This window comes from Dechloromonas denitrificans (assembly GCF_020510685.1).
Lineage (GTDB): Bacteria > Pseudomonadota > Gammaproteobacteria > Burkholderiales > Rhodocyclaceae > Azonexus > Azonexus denitrificans_A.
Window position 1 is genome coordinate 963942 of sequence record NZ_CP075185.1, and the last position, 25097, is coordinate 989038.

Consider the following 25097-nt stretch of genomic DNA (forward strand, 5'->3'; position numbering starts at 1 on the left):
AGATGACGCAACCGACAGCGGAAGAATTGGGAAGTTTGGCGGGTTTGTACTCGAGCGGGGATTTTATCGGTCTCGAAGCCGAGTCGAGAGGGTTGCTGGCGCGCTACCCGGAGGTCGGTTTCCTGTGGCAGGTGCTCGGCGTCGCGCTCAATGCGCAGAAAAAAGACGGGCTGGACGCGCTGCAGAAGGCCGTCGCCTTGCTGCCGTATGACGCCGAAGCGCGTAACAACCTGGGCAATGCGTTGAAGGATGCCGGGCGGCTGGACGAAGCCGAAACCAGTTACCGGCAGGCGCTGGCGCTGAAGGCCGGCGATCCGGTGACGCACTACAACCTGGGCGCGGTGTTGCAGGCTCAGGCGCGCTGGGCTGAGTCGGCGGCGGCTTACCGGCAGGCGGTGTTGCTCCACGCGGATTTCGCGCCGGCGCATTACAACCTGGGTACCGTGCTCGAAGAACTTGGCGACGCCGCTGGCGCCGAAGCCTGTTATCGGCGCGTCCTGCAATGTCAGCCGGACGATGTGCTGGCCTGCTACAACCTCGGGCGGCTGTTGCAGCACGGGAATCGACCGCAGGATGCGGAAGCGTGCTACCGGCGGGTGCTCGCGTTGCAGCCGGACTTCGTCGATGCGCATCACAATCTGGCGCTGGTGCTCAAGGAGCTGGGCGCATTGGCCGAGGCCGAGGCGCATTGCCGGGGCGCTCTGGAACTCGAGCCGGGGAGCGCGGCGGTCCTGAACAGCCTGGGGCTGGTGTTGCATGCCGAGGATCGGCTGGCCGAGGCCGAGCAAGCATTGCGCACTGCGGTCGCGCTGGATCCCGGTTTTGCCGATGCTTACGGCAATCTTGGCAAAGTCCTGCACGACCAGGAGCGCTTCGCCGAGGCGGAAAACTGTCTGCGGCAGGCGCTCGAACTCAAGCCCGATTCAGCCGAGATGCATACCAATCTTGGAGCGACGCTGGTCGCCCTGAGTCGGCCCGAGGCGGCCGAGAAAAGCTACCGGATCGCCTTGCAACTGCAGCCCGGCAATGCGGACTATCTCTACAACCTCGGCTATGCCTTGCAGGAACAGTCACGCTACGGCGAGGCGGAGGCGATTTACCGGCAAGCGCTGACGATCAAGCCGGACTTTCCCGTTGCCCTCAACAATCTCGGCTTGGTTCTCGGCTTGCTCGGGTTTTCGGCCGAAGCCGAGGCCAACTGCCTGCAGGCGCTCGAGCAGGATCCGGACAGCGCCAAGTTCTACGCCAATCTGGGTGGCATCCGAACCGGACAAGGGCGCCACGCCGAGTCGGAAGCCGCTTTCCGCCGGGCGCTTGAACTCGATCCGGAGTTCCACTATGCCCTGAGCAATATTCTCTATTCGCATACCTTTGACGGGCGGCGCAGCGCCGCGGAGCGTCTGGAGGACGTCCGTAGTTACGGTCGGCTGGTATCGGCGAAAGCCGCGGGTGGTTACACGGCATGGCAGTGCGCGGCAGCGCCGCAGCGGCTGCGGGTCGGGCTGGTGTCGGGGGATCTGCGCGACCACTCGGTTGGGCATTTCCTCGAAGGCTTCCTGCAGCAAATCGATCCAGCCCGGATCGAACTGCTGGCCTACCCGACGCACCGGGAATTCAGCGACCTGAGCGTGCGCATCAAACCCTATTTCGCCGGCTGGTATTCGCTGGTCGGGCTCTCCGACGAAGCCGCCGCCCGGCGCATCCACGCCGACGGCGTGCACGTCCTGGTCGACCTGTCCGGCCACACCGGGCACAACCGGCTGCCGGTCTTCGCCTGGAAACCGGCACCGGTCCAGGCCAGCTGGCTCGGCTACTGCGCCAGCACCGGCGTCGCCGAAATCGACTATTACATCGCCGACGGCGAAACCCTGCCGGTTGCGCAAGAAGCCGCCTTCACCGAACAAATCTGGCGGCTACCGGCCAGCTACCTGTGCTTCTCGCAGCCGGCCGAGCCGGTCGAAGTCAATACCCTGCCGGCGCTGGCCAACGGCCACCTCACCTTCGGCTCGTTCAACAACCTGAGCAAGATGACGAGCGAAGTCGTCGCGCTCTGGGCGCAGCTCCTGCACGCCCTGCCGGACAGCCGGCTGCTGCTCAAAGCCAAGCAACTCGGCGAAGCCTCGACGCGCGACCAAGTGCTCGCCCAGTATGCGGCGCATGGCATCGGCCCCGAACGACTGCTGCTGGAAGGCCCGATTCAAGGGCGTAGCGGGCATCTCGCCGCCTACCAGCAGGTAGACATCGGACTCGACCCCTTCCCGTACAACGGCGTCACGACGACGATGGAAGCGCTGTGGATGGGCGTGCCGGTCCTGACGCTGAGCGGCGAACGCTTTCTCGCCCGGCAGGGCGTCGGTATCCTGACGCATGCCGGCCTGCCCGAGTGGATTGCCGCCGACGGCGCCGAACTGGTCGCCAAGGCGCGGGCGCAAAGCCGCAATCTGCCGGCCCTGGCAGTGCTGCGCACCGGCCTGCGCGAGCGGCTGCTGGCCTCGCCGCTGCTCGACACCCAAGGCTTCGCCCGGGATTTCGAGAACGCCCTGTGGGGCATGTGGCAGAAACGCCAGGACGCAACCCCGGTCGGTCGCCCCGACGCGCTGCCACTGGCCGACGCATCGCCGCTCTATCCGGCCGAACTCAGTGCCCTGTCCAGCCTGTTCGCTGCCGGCCGCTATCGCCCGCTGGAAAACCGGGCGCGGCTGTTGCTGCGGCAGAACCCGACGGCCGGCCCGGTCTGGAAAGCACTCGGTCTGGCGCTCGATGCGCAAGGCCAGGATAGCCTGAGTGCGATGCGCCGGGCGGTGGAACTCCTGCCCGATGATGCGGAAGCGCATAACAACCTCGGCCTGGCCCTCAACAGGCTCGGCTGTCTTGATCAGGCCGAGCGCGCCTTTCGCCAGGCCATCGCGCTGCAGCCGGCCTTCGCCTTTGCCTGCAACAATTTGGCGATGTGCTTGTCGGCGCAGGGACGACTCGATGAGGCCGAGCGTGCCTCTTTTCGTGCCATTGAACTGATGCCGGATTACGCGGAAGGACTCTGCAATCGCGGGGTCATCCTCAAGTCGCTGGGGCGGCTAGGCGAGGCCGAGAGCAGCTATCGCCTGGCCCTGCAACTACGCCCGGACTACGCCGAAGCGCACTACAACCTGGCGGTTGCCGGACAAGAGCAGGGGCGCTTGAGCGAAGCGGAAGCCGGTTATCACAAGGCGCTGCAGTGCCGGCCGCAGTATGCCGAGGCGCTGTGCAATCTCGGTGCGCTTTACCGGGAGCAAGGCCGGCTGGTGGAAGCCGAGGATAAGTTGCGGCAATCATTGGCGATCAATCCGAACTACGCCGGCGCCTACTGCAACCTCGGTGTTGTCGAAAAGGATTTCGGGCGGCTGGAGCAGGCCGAGGTCAGTTACCTGCGTGCGCTGGAACTTGAGCCGGGATTCTCGGACGCGTTCAGCAATCTGCTGTTTGCCTACAACTACAGTCACCTGTACGGCCCGGAGCGGTGCCTGGCAGAAGCGCAGCGTTACGGCGCGCTGGTCGCCGGCAAGGCCCGGCCGTATGTCGCCTGGTCGTGCCCGTCGACGCCGACCCGTTTGCGGGTCGGCCTGGTCTCCGGAGATCTGCGCGACCACCCGGTCGGGCATTTTCTCGAAAGCGTGGTCAAGGCCCTGGATAGCGAGCGTATCGAGTTGATCGCCTACCCGACGCATCACGAAGTCAGCCCTCTGACCCGCCGCATCCAGCCCTGCTTTGCCGCCTGGAAACCGCTGCACGGCCTGAGCGACGAAGCCGCCGCCCGGCTGATCCATGACGACGGACTCCATCTCCTGATCGATCTGGCCGGCCACACGGCACACAACCGGCTGCCGGTCTTCGCCTGGAAGCCGGCGCCGGTCCAGGCCAGTTGGCTCGGCTACTTCGCCACGACCGGCGTTGCCGCCATCGACTATCTGCTGGCCGATGCGGTCGGGGTGCCGGCCGACCAACGTGGCCAATTCACCGAAGAAATCGTCTATCTGCCCGACACCCGGCTGTGCTTCACGCCGCCCGACCGGGCCCCGGCCGTCGCCCCATCGCCCGGTCTGGCCAATGGCTACGTCACCTTCGGCTGTTTCCAGAACCTGACCAAGATCACCGATCCGGTACTCGCCGTCTGGAGCCGCATCCTGTCGGCCCTGCCGACGGCGCGACTGCGCCTGCAGAACCGGCAACTCGGCGATGCCGTGGTACGCGAGCAACTGCAGCAACGGCTGCGCCAGCAAGGCATCGAGCCAAGCCGGGTGGCACTGCTCGAGCCGGTATCGCGGGCCGAATACCTGGCGGCGCACGGCGACGTCGATTGCCTGCTCGACACCTTCCCCTACCCGGGTGGGACGACGACCTGCGAAGCCTTGTGGATGGGGGTGCCGACGCTGACGCTGGCCGGTGACGGGCTATTGGCCCGGCAAGGGGCCAGTCTGCTGACGGCTGCCGGGCTGCCGGGCTGGGTGGCGGCCACGGCCGACGCGTATGTCGCCAAGGCTATCGCCCAGGCCGACGATCTGGCCGGCCTGGCGGCCTTGCGGGCCGAACTGCGGGGGCGGGTCGGCGGCTCGCCGCTGATCGATGCGCCCCGCTTCGCCCGGAACCTCGAGGCCGCCTGCTGGGCTATGTGGTCGAGGTACCAGTCGAAAGCGGATTGAGTCTATTTTTGTTCGGCGGTGTGGAAACGTCGTTGCGTCAGGCTCTGCCGGCGCTCCATTTCCTCACTGCCGAAGCCGAGCGTCATGATCAGCGTCAGTCGTTCGGTGACCGGATCGTTTTTGTAAAACGACGAATAGAACTCTAGCCGTTCAAGTTCCTCCAGAGCCCCGCCAACCAGCCAGTTTCCGTAGTGTTCGCCCGGGGGCAAGGTGTCGAAATCCTTCCCCGGGGCAAGAAACGGCTCCGAGATGTCTACGTCGAGTTCCTTGAAAATCACCTTCAGTTGCTGCCCGAGCGCCTCCACCGCAAGTTGGCGTGCGCCGAACTCCTGGGCAACCCGGGCAAAACTGATCCGCCTCAGGTGCAGCGGGTGCCGGAGGCACAGATCGCGGAGTTTGTTGAAACAGGTCTGTAGCGCCGCGAAACGCTCTGCCGCCGGCAGCCGAGCGTCGTGACTGCGGGCATGCAGCGCGAGTGCTTCGGCCAGATCGTCGCTGGCATCGGCCGCCGCCATCGTGGCTTCCCAGCGTTCGGCGAGATGCTGGCCATAGGGCAGGGTGGCCAGGCTGTGGCGCCAGTCGTATTCTTCCGAAGCAGGGCTTGTCGGCAGCGCGACATCGTTCGCCGGGGCTGCCGGGAGCGAGAGCACCAGCCAGCCATCGGCGGCCAGGCGGGCGGCCCGGTCCGGCTTGCAACAGAAAAGGTTGAGCAGGTAAGGATCTGGCGACAGCGGATCGAAGGGGACCAGCAGGTCGAGGCCGGGCACCAGGCGGTAAGAGTCGTAGCCGCGGGCGGCAAATGCATTGACCAGATCAAGGTGGATTTCCGTGCCGGCCTTTATCTCGTACTGAATCAGCGGCGAGAGTTCGGCAAAGAAGCGCGGGCCGCCCTTGATGATGTTTTCCTCTTCGCCCTCGGCATCAATCTTCACGAAGGCGATATCCGACCAGCCGTAGCTTGCCATGCACTGGTCGAGAGTCTTCAGCGGCACCGTTTCCGACAGGGCATCCGGGTTGGCGCCATGGACTACGGCATTGAGTTCCGAGTGCTCATTGATCGAGAACTGGGCGAGGCCGCTCACGTTCGACAAGGCGCTTTTCTCCAGCGTCACGTTGTTGAAGGCATTGGCCGAGATCGACTGCTCGAGGAAAGCGGCGGTACTCGAGGCCGGCTCGAATGCCCAGATATGCCCATTTTCCTGGACGGTGCGTGCCATCGACAGCGTGTATACGCCGTAGTTGGCACCGATATCAATGATCTTCTCGCCAGGCTTCAGCAAACGGCGAAGAAATTTGATCTCATCCTCAAACCAATCGAGCTGTTCTTGCAGGACATAAGGGGTAATCAGGTCCAGCGAGTCCGGAACCACGACGTTTACGCCATCGGTCATCGGTAAAGTGATGGTTGGGATCATTATTCTTCGGCCCTTTTGTTTTGGTGAGGGAGATGGAAATGTGGCAAAGCTGATTCCCCGGAGTATCTCAGAATCCGGTCATCATGCTTTCGTCCATGTGTGCAGCCAGCCATCGAGATGTTGTTCGAACATCCAGTGGCTGTGGACGTGTTGTTTCAAGACTTGACCCTGCTGCTTGCTTGCATCGCGGTCGGACAAGTGATTTCTGATCGCGGCGCACCAGTTCTGATCGGTGTTTGCCACCAGAGCGATCGGCAGTCCGGTCTGGTGGCCGGCAGTATCGCTGGCAATAACCGGGATGCCGAGGTGGCCGTATTCAAGAATGGCCAGATGGCTGCGACATTGGTTTTTGGCCGTTACGGCCAGCGGTAGTACCGCCAGGTCGAGATCGAGCCCGGCGAGCTTGGCGGGGAAGTCGTCGTAGGCGACCGCCTGATGCCGCTCCGTTGCGTAGGGAATCAGCTCGGCGGGGACTTCGCCGAGAAGGATCCAGTCGACCTCTTCGGCCAGCTCGATGATCGTGGGGGCAATGACTTGTCGATCGGCTGGCGTGACATGCCAGCCGATACGCATTTTTTCGCTGCGCCGGATTGGCTTCCCGGACAAGGAACTCCACCGTCTTCCGTCAAGCGTCTCGGGGACTAGCTGTATGCGTTCGCGCCATTTGGGTAGCTGATTGACGAGCCAGGCGCTTGAGCAAGTGAATTGATCGACATCGCGGTCGAAATGGTGGAGGCAGGTGCGAATATGGCGCAACGGATCGGCTGGCTCGAATTCGAGCAAGAACAATTGATCGATATCCATCACGATGCGGCAGCCGAGCAGTTGCCGATACCGCGCTACCTCGCGCAGCTGCCGTGGCGTCAGTGGCGCGGCGCAAAGGACGGTATCAATGGCCAAGCGTTTGATTTGCACCGGCGCCGGAAAGGACTTTGCCACCCGCCCGCGGATGTGCCCAAGCTCCGTGGCGCTTTCGATTGTTTGTTCGAGGCGCCCCTTTGCCGTCCAGTTGCCGTCGGTCAAGACTGCGAAAATATTCGGCAGCGGGTGCCAGGTCACCGGGTCGGGCAGGAAGGTCGGATCGGTTTCCGGTTCGAACTGGTTGCTGTTGATCGTCAGGTGCGGGTTGAAGCATGGATCGTCGGTCAATCGCGATCCCCATTTGGCCAGCAGCGCATCGTTGTCGTGCCGGTTCCCTTGTGTCGTGCCATCGCTGTCATGTTGCAGCGTGGCGTAGGGGGTCCACATGATCTGGTACCCCGCCGCTCTGACTTTCAGGCAGAAATCGATATCGGCCACCCGGCTGGGGAAATTCGCCGCATCCATCCCGCCGAGCGCCTCGAAAACGTCGCGGCGGACCAGCATGCACGCCGCGCTGATGGCTGCAACCGGGTGGGCGGTGTGCAGCAGTCCGAGCGGGTCTTGGCTGTTCTGGGCCAGGCCGGCGAACGAATTGCCAACGATACCGACCTGTAGCGGAACGATTCCGGCCTCCTGTATTTTTCCGTCGGCCGTCAGCAGGCACCCGCCGGCCATTGCCACGCCCGGGCGGCGACACTGGGCGGCAAGAGTCTTCAGCCAGTCAGGGTGCAGGGCTTCGACGTCGTCGTGCAGGAAGAGCAGTAATTCGCCCGTCGCAACCTGGGCCGCGGCATTGCACATGGTGGCGAGGTTGAAGGGTTGGTTGAACGAGGCGACCTGAATCGAGGCTGGTGCCGACGCGACGAGATTGTCAATAACGGCGCGCGCACTTTTCTCGGTCGTGCCGTTGTCGATGACCAGAATCCCCAGATTGGGGTAGTCCGTTTTGTCGTGTAGCGAGCGAAGACAGGCCGACAGTCCGGCCCCATTGTCTTTGGTGAGAATGATCGCGGTGATTTTGGGCGGGTTGGGCAGTGCGTGACGGATGTTGCACAGATGCGGCATCTGCCCCGGTTCAATCTCCGCCGCTATGTTGGAACGAAGCAGGTGGCCCTTGACGATCAGTTTGTGGGTCTCTGTGACGTGATGAGGATCCCGGTCGAGCGGTGGGCAATTGTTCTGGTGACGATGGAGCAGTATTCCCGGCACATGTCCGAAGGCATTTTCTCCGGCTGTTTCATGGAGGCGCAGGCGCGCATCCAGCTCCTCCAGCTGGTAGCCAGTTCGCCGCCAGCCGCCGGCCGCCATCCACACCGTTTGCCTGGCCAGCAAGAGGCCGCGGGTTTTTCCGGTTGCCAGGGCGGTGTCGAGATCGTCGGCCGGTGTGTACTGCGGGCCGGCCAATGTCCCGCGCTTGGTGATCAGGTCTTCGTCGGTGCACAGCGCCGAGATGGTCTGGCGGGTATGCAGATATTCGCAAACGGCAAGCAAGGCGTGCGGCACGATTTCGTTGCCACTCTGGATCACGCCGCACCAGTCGGCCGGTGATTCCCCGATTACCCCGTTGATGGCCAGCGCCGGATGCTGGACTGACTGGAGCCATTGGGTTGCGCTGCTGACCGGGCAAGCAATTTCCGATTGGCCAAGGGGCGAGACAACGGTAATCAGCAACTTCTCGTAAACAAGATTGCCGAGTGCGCGCAGCGTGCTGGCGATCAGGGCGGGAGTTCCCGAGACGTCAAGGACAATCAGATGAAAGGCCGGGTTGTCATTTCTCTCGAGTGAGCGACGGTTCAAAATCTGCAGTTCGGCCGCGCTCAAGGCAAAATCATCGGGATCCCGGGCTGTTTCCCGCTCTGCCATTCCCTTCCTGGCCAGCGAATATCCCGGAGCATTGGCCAGTTCGCGCATCAAATGGTTGATGTGCAGTGGCCGCTGTTCCTTGGCGATCTGCCACAGCGATTCGTGGTTTTTGTGTAGCAGTTCCGGCGCGCGAGATTGTGTCTGCCTGACGAAATTGCGTATTTCGTCCCAGGCCATTTGTTGGCGGTTCACCAGGCGCGCCGGCTGATCGCCAATCTCGGCTTTTACTCGCGCCAGCGACTCCGGACCACTATCGACCGTCACGCCAGGTTCGGTGACCTCGATCGGCAAGACTCGCCAATAGTCGGAGTCGATCAGCAGGACCGGGCAGCCGCAGGCCATCGCCTCTTCGATAATTGCCGAGCGCTCGTAGCAGTAGAGCGCTTCCGATTGGCGAAAAATGGCGGCGATCTCTTCCGGCGTTAGCGAGACTTCATGACCAAGGCTTTTGTACGCCAGATGTTCCGGCCGGATTTTCCTGCCCGAGGCGAGGTATTTGTTGGCATATCGGCAGAAGCCGGAACGCTTGGCATCGTCGGGGTTGTCATTGTTGTGAAAGATCCGGGTATCGGTACTTGGAATGTAGAGCTGATGGCCGACCACGCCGGCGGGCAGGCACCAGGGCAGATGGTAGAAGATCGGGTTGTCTGCGTTCAGGGTGTTTTCATTCCCCAGGTTGCCTGGCACATTGAGCAACCACCGCGCGACCACCGGCGCATTCAGCGGGTTGCCGGCAACGACTTCGGGGTACAGGGCGATTGGCGTTCGGCCGGCCAGGAAATGGCGTCGGACGATCGATTCGTCGAGCAGGGGGGTTCTCAGATACTCCGAGGTGACCGTCGCGTTGGCGATGTAGGCTTCGTGGCCAAGTTCGTTGAGCGCATGACAGAGATAATGCAGGTTCCGGATGCCGGCCGAAGAATGTCGATAATCGTAGGCGTAAATGTAATAGGGCGCCCGTTCCGAGTCGAAAAGACTTAAATCCCTGTTTTCTGGCTGGCTGGTCAATTTGGATAAACCGATTTGTAGAAGGCAATTGATCGGTCGATCGCTGTATCCAGATCGACCTCGACGGTGAGGCCTAGTTCACGCTTGATCCGGGATATCGACGGAACGTAGATATTCGGGCTGGAGGTTTCCAGTGGCCGATTCTGGTTTTCGATGATAACGCTCGTCCCGGTTCGGGCGGCTATTTTTCGGGCCAGTTCGCCGATCGATACTATCTCGTCCGAACCGACGTTATATAAACGTCCGGAAGGGGCTCGGGCCAGCAGGTTTAGCAACCAGACCATCAAATCGCTGGGGTAAAGAAAGGAGCGGAGCGGTGTCCCATCTCCGCGGACACGTATTGGTCTTCCGGCGACGGCATCCCTGATGAAATTGCCCGCCGCATAATGAAGGTCGGTCTGCAAATACGGGCCAATAAAGCTGAAGCAACGACAAATCTTCGCTTCGAAGCCATAGTCGTTGGCGTAGATGCGCGTCAGCAACTCGGCAGCCCTTTTCCCCTCCCCGAGGGCTGAGGACACCGGGTTGTCGAGATCGGGTGCGCCCGGATTGTCTTCGGTTATTGCCGTGGTTTCACCGGTCGTCGGCCCGTAGGCATTGCCTGAACTGGTCAGCAGGAATTTCTGTGCGCCGCACCGGGCGGCGAATTCGAGAACGCGCTGGGTACCCAAACAGGATGTCGTGAATTTCTCGAGGGGCTTTTCGCCGCTGAACGTCGCTTCCGCCGAAGTCGTTGCCATGTGGATGACATGCGAAAACTTTTCCTCGGGGAAGGGGAACGTACGAATATCTCCCTGCATGAAACGGACGGCTTCTGTTTCGGCGAGGTGCGGAAGGTGCTTCAGGAGATGGGACTTGTCGCGCGTCAGCACCACGACCCGCACGCCAAGGGCCAGACGATGGTTGGCCCAGAGCACACTTTCAAGCAGCCACTTGCCGAAGAAGCCGGTGCCGCCGGTAACGAAGATGCTTTGTCCGCGCAACTCCTCCCACTGGTCGGCGGCCCGCCGGAGTATCTCGTCAAGGTCGTCGGCAAGGGGATGAGCCATGCTTGGCGGTGGTCTTTCAGGTAACAAGGAACGCGATTTCCAAGGTTAATGCGCGATCGCCTCAAAGAGAAATGAGGATGGACGCGCAGTGTTTTGACTGGTGCAACGGTCTGTCCAGGGGGCAGTGGCGCCCGGCTCTTGTCGAGCCGGGAGCGAACGCGGGATCTGGCTCCTGTGCCCCCGTTCCGGCTATCCGAGAACGACCAGTCCGCTTGCCCAGTATTCGGATACCTGCCCGAAATGGGCGCGCCGATTGAAGGTCAGATTCTGGCCGTATGCCTCGAAATAATAATCGACACCTTCTTTCTCGGTTTGCGTTGCAGCAAGCCACAGCAGGTTCGGATAGCCGTCACGCCGTTGCAACAGGCCAGGCGAGCCAACCAATGCCGCGCAGGTGTCGTAGCCGCCAGCCAGCAGCAGGTTTTCCGGCAAGGTGGCCATCTGCTCCTGCACGGCAGGTAGCGAAAACTCGGTCAGGCAGGGAAAGTAATAGCCGACCACGTCCGTCTCGGCCATTTTCTCGATCAACCGTTGATGGCGCGAGCCGGGCCGAATCTTGAGCTTGCCTGCCGCCCCCAGCTTGTCGTGATTGTCGAAACGATATTGCGGGAAGGCTTCCGCGAAAGCGGAGCCGACGGCAGGGACGTGGCATTGTTCGATTGCCTCGCCGAGGTCCGGATGACTGTATCTCGGCAAGAAAAATGGCACATGAACGCCCTGCGCCATGTTCGCCAGCGCCAGCGTTTGCGCCAGACCGGCCAGGATCGCTTTGGCCCGTGCGGCGAACTGATCGCCGGTCAGCGACAAGGGGCTGCCGAGATGGAGGGAAATGCGCGTAAAGATTGCGCCGTAATCGATCTCCGGCTGCTCGATCCGGAAGTAGCGCCGGGAAACTTGATTGACGGGCTGGGTTAGCGGCCCGGGGATTTTTCTGCCGTACTCGTCAAAAAGACTTTCGGGCAGATTGCTGTGTGTATCGGTCAAATGCGAGCTCTCCTTCATTTTACTGGTCCGGCCAGGCTGTCCTGGTCGGAGAATCCCTGTCCCCATGGCACGGGCAACAAAACCGCGCCCTCGGTCTTCGCGGCGTGTATCTGCATGAATTTCAGATCTTCGCCGATTAGGCAGTCCGGACGATAAGGCCCGAGCCAGGGATTGCGCATGCCGCGTGCCAGGATCTCCTTCAACGGGGTTTCCCGGAGATTGCCCAGCGAGAAATCGATGTAAGGGCAGGGCGTGACCTCGCTGGTCGAGGTCACGGTAATGATCCCTTTGACCGTAATGCAGCCCTTGTACGAACCATACGATGGCGTCATGTGGGTGAAGACGTTGAACTCCTTCTCCAGTTCCCTGATGATGTCCGCCTCTTCCTTGTCGATGACGAACTCGGGGTGCACGGTGCACGATCCGGTCGGCTTGGCATAGGAAACATACAGCCCGATACCGCGTTGCGTCGTGAATTCGCAGAAGTCCCGGAATTCCTTCATCCTGGCCCGTCCCTTGACCATTACCGTCTGAATGATCAGGTTCAGTCCGACTTCCTGGGTGGCGTCGATGGCCCGCATGGCGCGTTTGTAGGAGCCCGGTTTGTTCCGGAAAGCGTCATGTTCCTCGGCAATGAAGCTATCGATCGACAGTTGTACCTTTTCGACACCGATTTCCTTCAGGTGCCGCGCTTTTTTCAGATCCAGGAACCAGCCGTTGGTATCGGTAATGACATAGTGTTTTTCCGGATCGATCGCCTCGACCACCGCATCAAAATCCTTCATCACCAGAGGCTCGCCACCGGTAATGACGAATCGCCCCAGACCGAGTTCGTCGGCTTGCCGGGAGAGCGCGCGCACATCGTCGAGATCCATTTTCTGGCGGGTATCCTTGATCTTGAATACCTTTTTCAAGTGGCGGTCCATGTAATACTCGGCCGAACAATGGGTGCACTCGAAATTGCACAGATAGCTTTTTTCCAGCCGGATAATCGGACTTATCTCGCCGCGGGCTTCCATCTCGGAAATCGCCGCCAGTTTATTGGCGACATAAGGTTTCCGTGCCCGAAGACCATTTCTCCGTTCCTTTTCTGCCGGGGTCAGCAATTGATCCGCCGGATCCTCCAATTTATTCATGTCCTGCTCCTCTTTAATTCTTCAAACTGCTTTCTGCGGCCGGTGACGATACGCCTTGCGCTTCGCCGTGCTTGCCTGAATCCTGCCGGCGGCCTCAATAAACCGCCTTGAGCCGCTCGGCATCGGCACTCAGGTCATCTTCCGGAAACCAGCGGTATTTGATTATGTTGCAATCGACGCAGACCGGCGAGGCTTTGCCTACCCCTTCCAGCATCGCGCGGCGGAAGGCTGCAAATGCCGGGCCATTCCATATGTCGGTCACGCTTTCGTGATTGCAGTCGCCAAGAATGGCCGGGTAGTCCCAGGAATAGCACGGCACCACTTTCCCATCAGGATTGATCTGCAAGTGAAAGAAAGGTTGCGGGCAGATCGCGACGTTATGCATCGGCAAGCCGAACTGGGTAAGCTGATTGCCCTTCTTGCCGAGAATCTGGCTGAAATCGATCGCCTTGTGGATCGGTACGGTGTTTTCAACGGCGATCGAGTCGCATAATCCGCCGAATTTCTCAAAAAAGAAGGCGCGATCTGCCTCGTCCTTCAGGGCGGTGTCGATGATCTTGATATAAACGTGCGTATCGCCCTTGTTGGCCCACAGATAGGCCAGGTTATCGATAAACTTGTCGAAATCGATTCGGGCGCCGGCCACTTCGAAGTACTTCTCCTGCCCTGTGCCCTGGATCGAGATCACCAGGCGCGTCAACCCGGCGCCGACCAGGCCATCGACGATTCGCTTGTCGAGCAGGACGCCGTTGGTGACAATTTCGACGGTCTGGGCAATCTGCCGGTCGACCGTATACGCCACCATCTCGATGATCTTCTTGTGCAGCAGCGGTTCGCCGATACCCACGAAGCGCAGAACCTTGAGCTTGTTGGGGAAATGCGTCATGTCATCGACGCATTTCCGGTACAGCTCGAAGTCGATCAGATTGGTGTCGGAGATGAAACCGCGCTCCGCTTTGTCCACAGAAAACAGGCAGTACCCGCATTTGAAATTGCAGGCATAGACCGGGAATATCTGCACCACATAGGGCGTATCGAGGGGCAGCGCCTGGGCCAGGCGTTGTCGGGTGCCGCCCGGGGCCTGGCCGCTGATATCCTTGGCTTTGATAGATGTCGTCATGGTCGTCGGGCGATCAAATATATTTCCGGTACACGTGATGGTACGCGATCATGTTTTCCGGGTAGGCGTCATGCCAGGCCAGGTAGCCGGCGTCGCCAGGCGTCAAGCCGCGGTTTTCGGGAACGAACGTAGCTTCCAGCCGACAGTTGTAGAGCAGGGAAATGAAATGGCCGCGCAGCTCCCGATCCCGGTGAATCATCTCGTTGATGGCTAAAGGATCATGGTCGAAGTCGACCATGATCCCCACTTCGCGGAGCGCGACCTGCCGAATGCGCTCGTCGATGCTTTCCTTGAACCGGACGATGCCGCCGGGAATATGCCAGCCGGTACCGGCAAGGACGTCGTCGCGCCAGGCCAGCAGGGTTCGTCCGGCGGCGTCCTTGATCAGCAGGTCGACGTTGATCAGCGGTGTCGTGCGGCTGATGTAATAGAAAATCTCGTCGGGAAGCCCGGTCGTCGGGTCTGGCACCGCATCGACGAGCGTTTGAACGGCATTGGCCAAAGCGTCATTCATGGCTGTTTTCGCTGCGGTGATATTTGACATACGGCAAGGGTTTGGCGGTCTGGACGGCGGGCGTGACTTCGTCGCCGGACAATGGGCGTCCCTTGCAGTAATCGCAGATGTCCAGGTAATCCTTGTTCAATACATAGTCCTTGATCTCGCGCCGCAGCGCCATTTCGCCGGATGCCGAGCTAACGGCCAGGATATTGACGTAATCCCCGGGAATGTCGGGAACGGCGGCCAGCCGGTCGGCGTTGGCGGCAAATGGACAGCGGAAGAGCTTGCCGTCGGAGAGGCTCAACATGTTTTTCGCACAGCATTCCTGGTACACATTCAGGTTCTCTTCCGGTGTACGGTTATGCTTTTCGATGCTGGCGCAATCGAGCCAGGAGTCCATCGTCAGGATTCTGTGCGGAATGGCGTGGCGGTCGAAATAGGTTTTCAGCGGAGCCATGTTGCGCGATAGCACCCCGTAGTCGGTCACGACGGTCATGACCTTCGGGTGGCCGAGCAGGGTGGCCTGCTCTTCCTTGGGAACGATGGCGCCGTTGGTGTAAATGACGACCCGCTTGACCTTGGGTTCGCCGATCAGCCGGTCGACAACCTTGGGCCATTCCTTGTTCATGAAGGCGTCACCGCCGATGACCCGCAGTTCCATGATTTCATCGGTCAGCGAGCACAGGGCATCGATCGACTGGTAGATCAGATCGAGCGGAACGTTGCGCGGCTCCTCGTAGTACTGCATCAGGTTCGAGCAATCCTTGCATTTCAGCGAACAGCGCTCGGTGATGATGATGTCGACACTGCGCAGGAACACCTTTTCAGGTTCCAGAAAGCCTTGGTGGCAGAGGATGCAGCTTTCGATCGAGAATTTCCTGAAATCGACTTCCGCCGCGTCTTGCCGGGTGTCGATGTCTTCGAGAAGCGGCCCGGCAGCGATCCAGTCATCCAGGCCCTGGCTATGCAGCAGGTCGACGACATCTTTGATCGCGGCCACCGAAATCAGGACCAGGGCGTCGTCGAAATGTTGCCCGAGGTCCGCCGTATGGATGACCGTATAACCATGGAAATCGGTTCCGGCGACCTTGATGCTGCCATCGCAGACGGCAGCCACCGGCCAACCCCGTTGCCGGCAAAAGGCCAGCACGGTTTCGCCAACGATGCCGGCGCCACTGAGCACCAGTGGCTTTGAGGATTGGGCCAGGCGATCAATAAGTTGCTGTTTCATGTGTTGGCGTTTTCCAGTTTTCCATAGCGCTGCTTGCCCTTGATCTTGGCCATAACGGCCAGCAGGCGGACCAGCTTGAGTTTGATCAGCGCCGGCAGCAGTCGGCTGTTGCCCGGGCGCGGCGTGTAGCAGGGCAGCGATTCGCGCAGAATGGGTGCGGAGATGAATGTGCGCAGTTCCCGGATTATCGCGGGCCGGCTCGCCGAGTTGAGTTGACGGCAGGTTCTGATGATGAAAATTAGCGCGTAATGGACGAGCGTATGGCCAACTTCATGCCGCACGCGCTGTGCCAGATCTTGCCGGACGCCAATTTCCGTCATGAAGCGGTCAATAGTCTTCCTGAATGATTGCATGTCCGAAGCAAGGCTGGCTGCGTTGAGGATCGACATGCTGGCCGAAATGTGACGGGTGCGAAGGATATACACGTAAACCGGCTGGTTAACAAATACCAGCCGTCGCGTCTTGCCGAGAAACGCCAGATTGAAAGCAAAATCTTCAAAAAGACGCATGTTTTCGTCCGCCTGAAGCGCCTGTTCAACAATGACCGAGCGCCGGTACAGACGAGCCCAGCAGTAGCTGACAAGGTGGTTGCTCGGATGGTTCAAAAAATGGCGGATATAGTCGAGCAGCGCTGCGTCGGCGAGAACCGTCATCTGGCCGGCAAAAGGCTCCCCGCCGGGACGGAATACCACCGGCTGGCGTACCGGGGAGGCATCGTTTTCCTGTTTGTAGAAATTTCCGAGCACCATGTCGGCGTGCTCGGTGTCGGCCGCCGACAATAGCTGCAGCAAGGCGTCCGGCGGCAGGCGATCGTCGGCATCGAGAAAGAAAATGAAATCGCCGGCCGCGATACGAACACCGGCATTGCGTGCCGCGGCCGGGCCGGCATTCTGCTGGGCAATAAGACGGACCCTTGCGGAGTCCCGGGCATGGTCCGCGCACAGCCGGGCGCTCTCGTCGGACGATCCGTCGTCGACCAGAATCAACTCCCAGTCACCCATCGTTTGGTCGATGACGCTGCCGATCGAGAGGGCAAGAAAGCGTGCCGCATTGAAGACCGGCATGACGATGCTGACCCGTGGCGGCTTCCGGAGGCTGGTCATGTTGGTGTCAACGGCTGGCATAGAGCACCGTTTCGATGGCAAAACCGGTGTAATTCCGGAGGTAGAACTTGTATCCGATATCCAGGGCGGCAAGCTGGAGCGGTATTTCCCAGACGTGGTCGGCTGAGTGATAGACGCAAATGCCGAGATCGGGCGCCGATTCCCGGATTAACCGCTCGGCTCCCCTGAGCACCTCCGGTTCGGCGCCCTCCACATCCATCGAAATAAAGGTCGGGTGCAGGCCGGGCAGCGCCTGGTCGAGGGTCACGCACTGAACCACAGAGCTGCCCTGGTCGCTGATCCGCGAACCCAATCCGTCGCCGCGGCGGAAAGGCATCTGCCCGCTGTGGCCATAGACGGCGCAGGGCCAGGTCAGAATTCTCTCGGCCAGCGCCGCGGCATGGTGCTGCAGATACTCGGTCAGGCGTGCGTAGATATGCGGCTCCGGCTCGAAGCAGGCAATGGTGTCGACCTTGCCGCAAGTCTGCTGCAGCAGGCGCACGGTGTCGCCGTCGTAGGCACCGCAGCAGACGTAGCTGCCGTGGCCGCGGGACAGGGGGATGTCGCGCGGGAAATATTGCTCGTCGCGGGGCCGCTGCGGCATCGCTGCGGGTTTGCGCTGCATGTGGGTTTGCAGGAAGCGCAGATAGACCATCCGGCTTTCGTCGTCGGCCAGCAGATCGAAGGCGCTGAGGATGCGCTGACGATTCTCGCGGAAATAGTCGAGGCCCCGGAGGGCAGCTTCCGGGGGCTGATTGAACGGGTTATGGATTTCGTAGATATCGTGCAGGAAGACGACATGGGCGAAGCCGAGCCGGGCAAGACAGGCCTGGATTTCGCCATGCAGGGCGCGGTTGCCGACGCAGATCACGACCAGCCCATCCCGCTGCTCTTCGATGCTCGGCCGGTAATCGTCCGGCGCGAAGGCGGGGATGCCCTGCCACAGTCCACCATTTGCGAAGGAGCGGTCGAGCACGGCGCGCGGCTGGCAACCGTGCATCTTCATGGCGATCTCGAAGAACCAGTGGCTACACTCTCCGGCGCCGTAGACGACGATTGGCCGGCCAGCGAGGATCCCCGCCCCGATCGAGTTTTCCGACGTGGCGGCGGGAGCGGCGAATTCGGCTTCCAGGGCAGTGCGCAGTGCGGACGCGGCTGCCCCCATGTCAGGCTGCTTCCGGCTGGGCATCGGGGAAAACGGGAATCCCGAACATCTCGATGTAGGGTGTCCAGAACGTGCTGGTAGCTGCGAAATTTCGCGCCTTTTCCAGGTATTGCGCCGCCTTTTCCGGCTCGCCCATGCGTTGCAGGCAAGACCCGGCATAGAAGCAGGCGATTGCATGGTCAGGCTTGACCCGCAGGACTTTCTCGAAGCAGTCGAGTGCTTTCCGATCGTCGCCCAGGCGGACGTTCGAGTTGTGCACGAAATTGAGTTCGATGTTCATCGCGTAACTGATGTGCTGGATGAACTCGGCCGACCAGTCTGGCGTTTCGATTACGGCTCGCTTGTAGTTCGCGTTCACCGGACTGTTCACGAAATATTTCTTGTCGATCGCTTCGTCGTACATTTCGCTGCCGGGGATCGGGGTGGCGACGAAAACGCGGAACCAGTCGCCGTAAACCCCTTTCAGAAACTCGCGGCTTTCGTCGATGTCGGCCTTCGTTTCGCCCGGCATGCCGACGATGATATTGCAGTCGGTGAATATGCCGATCTCCCGGCAGTCGTCGATGACGCGCTTGACGATGTCCAGCTTGAGCGGCTTGTGCATCACGTCCTTGAGGACCCGCGCGCTGCCCGATTCGACCGGCAGGACCAGCTCGTCGATCCCGGTGTCCTTCAACAGCTGGAGAAAGCGCCGGTCGAGCGCGTACAGCGCCAGTGCGTTCTGGAAGAAGATCGCGCCGCCGCGTTCCTTGATCGCGGCAACGATGTTGTAAGGGCGCTCGCGGCCGCCCATGAAGTGATCGTCCTGGATGATGAAACTCTTCATGCCGTAGCGGGCAATGATCTGGTCTATGTCTTCGGCCACCCGCTGTTCGCTGTAGTAACGCATTTTCCGGCCGTGGGCCTGATAGGAAGCGCAGAAGGTGCATTTGAAGGGACAGCCGCGTGAGGTCATGATGGCCAGCGCGCCAGCGCTCTCGGCGCCGACCGCATAACGCGACAGCGTCGGGTTCAGGCGGTAGCCATCGAGATCGAGGATGTCGTAGTCGAGGAAAGGGATGTCGTCGAGATCCTCGATGAAGGTGTGCTGGAAAGGGTTGCCCACGACCGGGACCTTCTCGCGCGAGATCCACGAATTGTGGCTGGCGATCAGCGCCGGCCTGTCCGTCGCCAGCAGCAGATCGCGCAGCGGCAGTTCTCCTTCGCCAAAGCAGATGGCGTCGATGCACGCCGAATCGGCAAAGAAATCCCGATACATTGCGGTCACCAGGTTTCCGCCGGCCAGGATCGTCGCCTCGGGGAAGCGCTCCCGGCACACCGCGGCGATATCGACGACGCTGTGGTAGGAGGACGTGAATTGGGCGGAAATGGCGACGACCGTGGGGTTGAATTCGTCGTATTTCCCGGCGAGAAAATGCTGGCGGAAATAGCTTCTGAAATCGCCGAACTCGAAATCGGATTCCTTCAGCAACTGGACGTTGAAGTCGATGGCCATCGACGTCAGTTCCAGGTGTTTCTTCAGATAGGTGCTCAGCGAGATGATGCCGAGCGGGATGTCGGTGATCACCGAGCCAAAATTCTTGTCGGATTGTCCCAGCCTGACCGTACCCACGTTGCCCGGCGGCCTGACGAAATCGTCAAAGGTGATGTTCGGCGGAACGACGAAGAGGATTCTTTCCATTGGCTTTTCTGTTATTGGGGCAAGGTGGCTGATATTTTTTTAGCGTTTCGGCAATCTTTGAAAAGATATGCAGAAATGCATTTATTGAATTGGATTGAACGGATTCACGATCTCGAAACCAAGCCCCGGTTCCGCCGATAGCTCCGCGTAGATTTCTTCATTATGGGCAACGCTGGTGATGATCAGGACGGATATGGCCTGATTCAAATCCTCAAGCTTGGTTTTGCCGTGGATCGGAATCGGCAGACCCGAATCAGCACTTGGCTTCTTGTCGAAAACCATGGCCGGCCAAAGGTCTCGCGGCAGAATGGATTCGAGCAGGTTTTTGCAGTATCCGCCGGCGCCATAAAATGCAACATGCGCCGATCCATGCTTGATTTGCGCTTCCTGCATGATTGATTGCCAGTAAGCGCTGGCAGAATCGACGCGATTCATGTGATAGGTTGCTTGTCGCCTGATGGTTTCAATAAAGTAATCGAAGTAATGCGGCGGGTAGTTCATTTTTATGGATTTCGCTGCGTCGTTCAGGTGCTCTTTGCTGGGCAACAATCGCCACGGCAGCATGAGTGCCGAAAACAAATCCCGAACATAGCGCCGGGTATCTTCGGTGACGGTAAATGATGCAATGTTCGGTGTGTGAAACTTGTTGAATTCTGCGAAGTCCGGAACCAGCTTGTCCGCGACGACCGTATCGTGCAGAACCCGGCAGGCAATCATTGCAGATGAGCCGAACAGGCGGGTGTCCGGGCTGTCCACGTCAAAATGATGAACCTGGTCGTGAATGACGACCGTTGCGCCGTCTTTCAGGTACGGCAGAATGCAGAGAAAGTTGAGAACTTCTCCGGGAAGGTAGTGCGCGGTATCAAGGATGCAGAAATCGATATCGCCACCGATATCTTCGAGGTACGCAGAAATGTCGCGTCCGCAATGCAAGCTCAGCCGGTCGAGCAACTCGGGAAATAGTTTCAAGGTTTGCTTGGCCGGCAAGTCGGCGTTTATGTCAACCGCATGAAGCAGTGCGGTGGACTCCAACAAATCAAGGGTTTTTAACAGAACAGCCGTGCTCCCCCCTTTGTTTACGCCAACCTCCAGAACTTTCCTCGGGCTGCGCTCGCGAATCAGGCCGCAGACAAAGGCGCTCTCTTCGGAGGCCATCCCGATGGTGTAATCAAACGGATCGTCCTGCGCAGGCGGCGGGAGTTTTGCCTGAACGGCTTCCCGCGGTGCATTCCAGAGGATGGCGGTGACATCGGCAAGAAGTGGCTCGGCGTCAACGATCGGGCGCACAGCGACAATTTTTTTATTGTCAGGGAAATTCATCAACCGATCCTCAAGATTTAATGCAGTCAGCGCTGGTTGTTCTACTAATAAAGACATGTCTTTACGGTGGCGTACGGCGTGGCTTAAGAGCAGCCATCATTCACCGGCTGGATTGGGCGCGGTTGCTTGCGTTTTGATTTCGGCAGCTGAATTCCGGCGGGAACGAAATTCCTGTTGTCGGCCGGGCAAAAATCGCAGGCGCTCAGCGCGCTTTTCCGGTTGGCCAGGGCGCGGATTTCCGCGGTTAGTTCCGCACAGCCGGTCTGGTATTTTCCGACATCGACGAAATCCCCAGGCAGTTCCGGAATCAGTTTCAGTTCCTGCGTGAAATTTGAAAATGTGCAGCGATGGACTTTGCCATTCATGATCTGGCAGCAGATCATGGTGTTCGCGATGCAGTTGGTGAAAACTTCCGCGTTCTTTTCCGGACTGCGCTTTCTTGGATAGATCGGAGTCTGCATTCCCCAGTCATTCCCCTGGTAGCGGTAGTAGTCCACGAATATCTGCCGACCAGCGCAGGCTTCGGCGAGTTGGGCGATCTTGCTGGAGTAGGGGCCGTAGTCGGAAACAATGACGCATGCCCCGTGCCGCTGCATCGCGTCGAGCACCGACGCCTTCGGGACGAGGGTGCCGTTGGTGACAAAGTCGATAAAAAGCAGATTGGGGATTTTTGAAACGCCCTCGACGATTTCCTCGATTTCCTTGTGCATGAAGGGCTCGCCACCCTGCAGTGCAATGTGATGCACGACGTCGAAGGCGCTGCAGTACTTGGCGATGTCATCGACGATACGCGATGCCGGGTAGGTTACCGGCTTGGCGTTGTCCGGAACGAAGGCGCCGCAGTCCTGGCAATTGAGCGTGCATTTCTGCGTGATGACGTAGGACACCGATGGTGAGCGGCAGGGCGCCGGCGATCCGGGCTCCGGGTAGAGCCGGGCGATGGTCTTGGCCAGTGCCTCCGGGCCGCATGCGCGCCGCGTGACATCGGAAAAATAACTGAACAGGATATCCGGCATCAAATAACGAATATCCCTGGCCCCGGCCGCGTCCAAGGTGCCGGCGACGGGCGGATAGTTCGCCGCATCGAGAACGCTGGGCAGGAAACAGGCATCGGGAAAGCGCTCGACCGCCTGTGCCATCGGCATGACCGGAATATCGAACAGCATGCCGTGCTTCTTCGGGTTGCTGTCCGTCCAGGCGTCCACCGGCACCTGGAAATGAGCCAGAACTTTGGCGGTATACCAGCCGCCCCGGCCGGCCCCGACGACGACGACCCGCCGCTGGCTGGCCCGCATCTCGGCGACAAAGCGCGCCAATTCGTCACGATAGACGTCGGCGTGGTTCATGGCTGGGTTCCTTCCTTGAGCAGCCGCTTGATTTTCGCGGAGAGTTGTATCGCCGGTTCGACGAGCGTGACCGTGTTCGGATCGCAATACGAGCAGGAGGCGAACGCAGCTTCCCGGGTCAGGAAGTTTCTGACCGAGCGCCCGAGCGTATCGGCATCGATGTCGTCGCCGAGCCTGACGAAATCGCCTTCGCTCGGCGGGATCAATCCTTGGGCCATGCCGTGGGCCGATACCGGGCAGCGGTACAGCCGTCCGTCCATGATCTGGCAGCATACTTTTGTCGCCATGCACTCACTGTAGATTTGCTCGGTTGCCGTGCCTGGCCGCTCGTGCAGCTTGATCGGCGCGGAGCGTAGCCATTTTTCGCTCGGGTCGACGAAATGAATGTCGCAGAAGATGTCGTGTTTCGCGCATGCCGAAAATATTTCCGCCTGCTGTTTGGAGAGCTTGCCGTAATCGCTTTGGTGCAGGTCGGCCCCGGCGCTCGCCAGGTCACGCAATATCTGATCGGTGGGCGAGATATTCCCGTTGGTGATCAGGTTGATGAAGATCAGGTTCGGGATGCTCGAGATTTCCCGGCAGATTGCACCGATTTCCGGATGCAGGAAGGGCTCCCCTCCGTGCAGGCTGATTTCCGGGACCAGCGTGAAAGCGCTGCAGTAGTGCTTGATGTCCCTGACGATTTCGGCCACCGAGAAATCGAGCGGCGCGTTGTAGTAGGGGATGCGCTGGCCGCAATCGTAGCAGCGGAGGTTGCATTTCTGGGTGACGACCCCGGTAACGAAAGGGGAAACGAATTCGCCATGACCAACATCGCCATAGCGGTAGCCGTCGAGCGAATAGTAGTCCGACAGCTTGTTCAGGCTCGCGGCGAGCAGTTGATGATCGCACTTTCTTCCGGCGACTTCGGTGAGGTAGCCATAAAGAAAACCGTAGGCGTCGTGCTCGGGGATCGCGAACCCCCGGTCGCCGAACCCGCTCTTGACCGCCTGTGCGCTGTTGCGGCGAAATAGGCCGAAGAGCACGACGGCCCCGGGGTATTCCTTTTCCAGATCGGTGGCGGAGAGGACGCGATAGCCGTGGAATCCGTCACTGGCCTTCCGCGCATCGTTGTCGCAGAAGCAGTCGATCCGGACGCCCCGCGCTTCCAGCGCCTTCATGATGTACCAGCCGGCCTTGGCCGCGCCAAAAACAGCAACGCCCTTGCCGTTATCTGCTGCCGCTCGCGCGCAGCGGTCGATCATCTCTCGATATTCCCGGGATGCTGTCTGGGTGACCATGAATCTCTCGTGCCTCAGTTAACGTAACGGTTCAAGGTATGGCGAACAGGTCGGTGTCGGACAGATGGTAGGTGCCGTGCCGCAGATACAGGTCATAGCCGGGGTTGTAGGAGTGTACGAGCAGGGGGATTTCGTAAATGGCTTCCAGCGAGTGATAGACGCCGAGCGCGAGTTTGGGTCGGTGTCTGGCTATGGTTTTCCTGGCACCTTTGAGCAGTTTGGGAATGATGTTGGCACCCGGGTCCATTTTGATCAGCGTCGCCGGCTTTTCGTTCAGGAAATTATCCAGGGTGACGATCCTGACTTCATGCTCTCCGGCGGCGTGCTCGATGCCGACATGGAAGCGGTCCTCCTGGTCAGAGGTCAGGAAGCGAACCGTTCCGTCTTCGTCGCCGAGGCCCATGGCGTGGCATTCGGTGTTCGGTATGTTCTCGCATACCTTGTGCAGAGCCGCGAAACACGGCGGGTCCGGCTCAAAGGCAATGATCGAATCGTAAGTGACGCCCTGTTTCCGGCAGGCATCAACGAAAGTCAGGATGGTGTCGCCATCGAAGGCGCCGACGTCGATATAGATCTCACCGTCCCGCAGGCGCAGGACATCGTTGTTGAAGTAATAGCGGTCTTCGGTCGTGCCGTCGCAACCGAACATGCCGAACTCGCGGTATGGCTCGCTGAATTCGGTGATGAATTTTTTCAGCAGCGCGAGATTTCCTCCGGAAGCGAGCAGGGCCAGCTTGGTGACGAACAGATCCTTCGATTTCTGATCGGACAGGAGTTCGTAGGTTTTTTCGACCTTGTCGCCATCCCTGATCAGGATGTCCTGCATCGATAACGGTTGGTAGTACTTGGCGAATCCCGAAATCAGCGTCTGGCTGCCGACCATCGCGCAGGAATAGAGAAAGTTGGTGTTCGGGTCATCCGGGCGGCAGAGGATCAGGTGCTCCGGTATGCCCATGGCGGAAAGCTGGCGGTGGATGTCGGCCGCGAATTTTCTCGAGGCGATCAGGATCGGCTCGCCGTGCCAGTGATCCTTCAGCGTCTCTCCGGCGATGACCGGTATCCCGCCGATGCTGCTGCCCGCTTTCGCCAATCCGTTGTCGCAGACGAAGCGTACGGAAATCCCCTGGTTCTGCATCGTGTGCAGCAGTTCGGCCCCCAGTCCGCCGGCGCCGAACAGGATCACTGTGGTCGGAATCGCTGATTGATCGTGCAGCCGGGCAAAGAGTACCGGGAGGAACTCCTGGTCCTTGGGCGCGGCATTGGCAATAGCCAGTATTTCGTCGATTACGCGTGGCATGGGGTGACCCTTGAAGTATTGAGAACGATTTGCCGCATCCGGCATGCTTGACGTGCTGTCCGC

General features: G+C 60.1%; 16 protein-coding genes. 1 reads left to right on the forward strand and 15 read right to left on the reverse strand.

Annotated elements, in window-relative coordinates:
- The first annotated feature begins 2 nt into the window (after positions 1 to 2).
- Complete coding sequence (locus KI611_RS04770; protein WP_226419874.1) at positions 3 to 4676, forward strand: tetratricopeptide repeat protein; 4674 nt, start codon at positions 3 to 5, stop codon at positions 4674 to 4676.
- Positions 4677 to 4678: 2 nt separating this feature from the next.
- On the opposite strand, the gene KI611_RS04775 is transcribed toward KI611_RS04770, so the two are convergent.
- The 15 genes from KI611_RS04775 to KI611_RS04845 all read right to left on the reverse strand — a co-directional run bounded on the left by KI611_RS04775 (position 4679) and on the right by KI611_RS04845 (position 25034).
- Positions 4679 to 6091 carry an FkbM family methyltransferase gene (locus tag KI611_RS04775; protein ID WP_226418685.1) on the reverse strand — a complete coding sequence of 471 codons (1413 nt, stop codon included), beginning with the start codon at positions 6089 to 6091 and terminating at the stop codon, positions 4679 to 4681.
- Between the two features lie 81 nt (positions 6092 to 6172).
- On the reverse strand, positions 6173 to 9823 hold the full coding sequence (locus tag KI611_RS04780) for a glycosyltransferase (RefSeq protein ID WP_226418686.1): 3651 nt from the start codon (positions 9821 to 9823) through the stop codon (positions 6173 to 6175).
- Positions 9820 to 10872: an NAD-dependent epimerase/dehydratase family protein gene (locus tag KI611_RS04785; protein WP_226418687.1), complete on the reverse strand. Its 1053-nt coding sequence runs from the start codon at positions 10870 to 10872 to the stop codon at positions 9820 to 9822. Before KI611_RS04785 ends, KI611_RS04780 begins: the two co-directional genes overlap by 4 nt.
- 189 nt (positions 10873 to 11061) lie before the next feature.
- The gene (locus tag KI611_RS04790) at positions 11062 to 11856 is read right to left on the reverse strand and encodes a hypothetical protein (RefSeq protein ID WP_226418688.1); all 795 of its coding nucleotides are present in this window, start codon (positions 11854 to 11856) and stop codon (positions 11062 to 11064) included.
- Positions 11857 to 11870: 14 nt separating this feature from the next.
- Positions 11871 to 12992: a radical SAM/SPASM domain-containing protein gene (locus KI611_RS04795; protein WP_226418689.1), complete on the reverse strand. Its 1122-nt coding sequence runs from the start codon at positions 12990 to 12992 to the stop codon at positions 11871 to 11873.
- A gap of 94 nt (positions 12993 to 13086) precedes the next feature.
- A complete protein-coding gene (locus tag KI611_RS04800; RefSeq protein ID WP_226418690.1) occupies positions 13087 to 14112 on the reverse strand; it encodes a radical SAM protein in 1026 nt (341 codons plus the stop codon).
- 13 nt (positions 14113 to 14125) lie between these two features.
- The gene (locus KI611_RS04805) at positions 14126 to 14626 is read right to left on the reverse strand and encodes an NUDIX hydrolase (RefSeq protein ID WP_226418691.1); all 501 of its coding nucleotides are present in this window, start codon (positions 14624 to 14626) and stop codon (positions 14126 to 14128) included.
- Positions 14619 to 15842, reverse strand: coding sequence for a radical SAM protein (locus tag KI611_RS04810; RefSeq protein WP_226418692.1), 1224 nt, complete (start codon positions 15840 to 15842; stop codon positions 14619 to 14621). Before KI611_RS04810 ends, KI611_RS04805 begins: the two co-directional genes overlap by 8 nt.
- Positions 15839 to 16966: a glycosyltransferase family 2 protein gene (locus KI611_RS04815; RefSeq protein ID WP_319002337.1), complete on the reverse strand. Its 1128-nt coding sequence runs from the start codon at positions 16964 to 16966 to the stop codon at positions 15839 to 15841. The genes KI611_RS04810 and KI611_RS04815 overlap by 4 nt, the downstream gene beginning before the upstream one ends.
- Positions 16953 to 18110: an FkbM family methyltransferase gene (locus KI611_RS04820; RefSeq protein ID WP_226418693.1), complete on the reverse strand. Its 1158-nt coding sequence runs from the start codon at positions 18108 to 18110 to the stop codon at positions 16953 to 16955. Before KI611_RS04820 ends, KI611_RS04815 begins: the two co-directional genes overlap by 14 nt.
- A 1-nt stretch (position 18111) precedes the next feature.
- Positions 18112 to 19791, reverse strand: coding sequence for a B12-binding domain-containing radical SAM protein (locus tag KI611_RS04825; protein ID WP_226418694.1), 1680 nt, complete (start codon positions 19789 to 19791; stop codon positions 18112 to 18114).
- Between the two features lie 81 nt (positions 19792 to 19872).
- Entirely contained in the window at positions 19873 to 21111 is a 1239-nt protein-coding gene (locus KI611_RS04830) for a class I SAM-dependent methyltransferase (RefSeq protein WP_226418695.1), read from the reverse strand.
- Positions 21112 to 21194: 83 nt separating this feature from the next.
- Positions 21195 to 22457 carry a radical SAM protein gene (locus tag KI611_RS04835; RefSeq protein WP_226418696.1) on the reverse strand — a complete coding sequence of 421 codons (1263 nt, stop codon included), beginning with the start codon at positions 22455 to 22457 and terminating at the stop codon, positions 21195 to 21197.
- Positions 22454 to 23737, reverse strand: a complete 1284-nt coding sequence (locus KI611_RS04840) for a radical SAM protein (RefSeq protein ID WP_226418697.1) — start codon at positions 23735 to 23737, stop codon at positions 22454 to 22456. The genes KI611_RS04835 and KI611_RS04840 overlap by 4 nt, the downstream gene beginning before the upstream one ends.
- Before the next feature lie 31 nt (positions 23738 to 23768).
- Positions 23769 to 25034 carry an FkbM family methyltransferase gene (locus KI611_RS04845; protein ID WP_226418698.1) on the reverse strand — a complete coding sequence of 422 codons (1266 nt, stop codon included), beginning with the start codon at positions 25032 to 25034 and terminating at the stop codon, positions 23769 to 23771.
- Positions 25035 to 25097: the final 63 nt, after the last annotated feature.